Annotated in this window: 2 protein-coding genes; both read right to left on the reverse strand. The window is 39.2% G+C overall.

Annotation, left to right across the window (positions count from 1 at the left end; genetic code table 11):
• On the reverse strand, positions 1 to 1,143 hold a 1,143-nt coding region (locus tag ACR2F7_RS07570), incomplete at its 3' end, for a hypothetical protein (protein WP_432712978.1).
• 17 nt (positions 1,144 to 1,160) lie between these two features.
• Positions 1,161 to 1,868 (reverse strand): hypothetical protein, encoded by a 708-nt coding sequence (locus ACR2F7_RS07575; RefSeq protein ID WP_432712979.1) that lies wholly within the window; start codon positions 1,866 to 1,868, stop codon positions 1,161 to 1,163.
• Positions 1,869 to 1,976 lie beyond the last annotated feature (108 nt).

Genomic DNA, 1,976 nt, shown 5'->3' on the forward strand with positions numbered 1-1,976 from the left:
ACCGTTAGTAACCGGAATTGTTTGACGAGCAATAATTCTTGAGCCATCAGCCATAGAAACTTCAATAATCATTGGTTGTGTAGCATCATTTAACCAAGGTGCAATGAAAGTAACATCAGTATCCACACAGTTGATGGTTACATAAGCATCACCAACTACGAAGATCGTTAAGTGATTTGTAGGGAAGTTGATCGCTAATTTACCTTTTGAATCTATAGCAGCAGTACCAATGGTTTCAAATTTAAACTGACCAGTAGCCACTTCATAACTGTAAACCTTTAACCTGTCGCCCACTTTAACTGGTGCATTAGTAGCTGAAGGTTTAAAGGTAGGATCCAATTGTACACTTACATTAATCGGTGTACTGAATTGTTTTACTTCTGTGCCATTTACAAACATTTTAATGCTGGTAAAACCTGCAGGCACAAAAAATGCAGAACCAGCAGTACCACCTTCACCAATTACATTTGGCGCACTTAAGCTCGCACCAGGAAATAAAGCAATCGTTTCAGGGTTTTTAGCTTCATAGTTCACCATTTGAACGGCAACTGTATTACCAGCGATCACAGCCCCTGCTGCATCTTTCATTTGCGTTCCAGCTGGAATGGTAATGGTATTCGTTTCTGCAACAGTAGAAGAACTCGTAGTTGATACCGTAGTTGTCGTTGCTGTTGTACCATTGACAAGCGGTGCATTTTGAGAAACTACCGTTGTTGCTGGCGAAGGCACAGAAACTTTCAACATCGTTACATCAATGATCTGGCTAAACTGATCTAATTGTATCGTTACCGGGATGTTCTTGTCATCATAGTTAGGACCACTGATGATTACATTGAAATTCAATTCTTTGGAAGCCGTCGGGATGTCTTTAGGGGTTACACCTAAAGTAATGACACCACCCGGTGCAAAAATTTGTTTCGTTCCAGAAAAGTCGTAGATACTTTTAGCATCTGCGCCAGCGATGGCAACATTTAAGTTATTAGGTAAAACTGCGCCATTGGCATCCTTTAAAATAAGGGTTGCTTTGTATTGGATGACATCAGCATCTAATAGCACATCAATTTCGTAGGCAGGATTTCTGCAACCCGTAAAAGCGAAGGCTACAAAAAGTAGAATGGTAAATATTTTAAAATATGTTTTCATAAAGATAAGGTTAAAGTTTACAGTGCAAAGTTCAGGTTAATTTGTACTACCGGTAATAAACGGTAGTTAGACATGTTTTTCTGAAACTGTGCTTGATTGCTTACGTTTCTAACCAGGAATTTAGTTCCTGTTAATGTTGCATCAGGTTCGCCCAGGTAATAAGCACCTACTGCAAAACCAACGTTGAACCTGTTTTTTGGGAATGGGTTTTCAAAGCCAAAGCCTAAATAAGGCGCTACTTTCTTCCATTTTACAGTACCCGTTAATTGACCAAGGTCTTCACTAGGGATTTCAATATCTCCATAGTTATACACACCATTGTAAGATACCACAGCAGAAGCTGTATGCTCCCAGAAATAACCCGCACCAGCCGTTAAGATCACTTTACGAGAAAGCGAACTCTCGTTGATCCATGGATGCCAGTCGAACATTAAGTGAGCATTAGAAAATTTGGCTTCCAAATCTACATTGGTCGGCTCTTGACGGATGCTGTAAGCAGTAGTAAGGTCTACAGGTAAAATACTTGCGCCCACACGGATCTTAAAGCTTGGTACCGGTGCATATTTTAAGTCAATACCAAGGCCTTGTGTAGAAACTGTTCCAACGATGGAAACTTTGTTGCGAATCGTACTGTCGATAGACATGTTAGATGTAATTTGCGCATTTACCTGTGTACCCCACAACAGGAAAAAGCTTAGGACTAAAAAAGTAAATCTTCTTTTCATAGTTAATTGTTAAAGGATATATTAATCATTAGGTTTATTCTATTTTCTTGTTGAATAACGTGTAAAAACACATATTTTGTTATTTAAGCACTATTCGGACGCTAAGGT

The sequence above is a fragment of the Pedobacter sp. genome (assembly GCF_045628745.1).
Classification (GTDB): domain Bacteria; phylum Bacteroidota; class Bacteroidia; order Sphingobacteriales; family Sphingobacteriaceae; genus Pedobacter.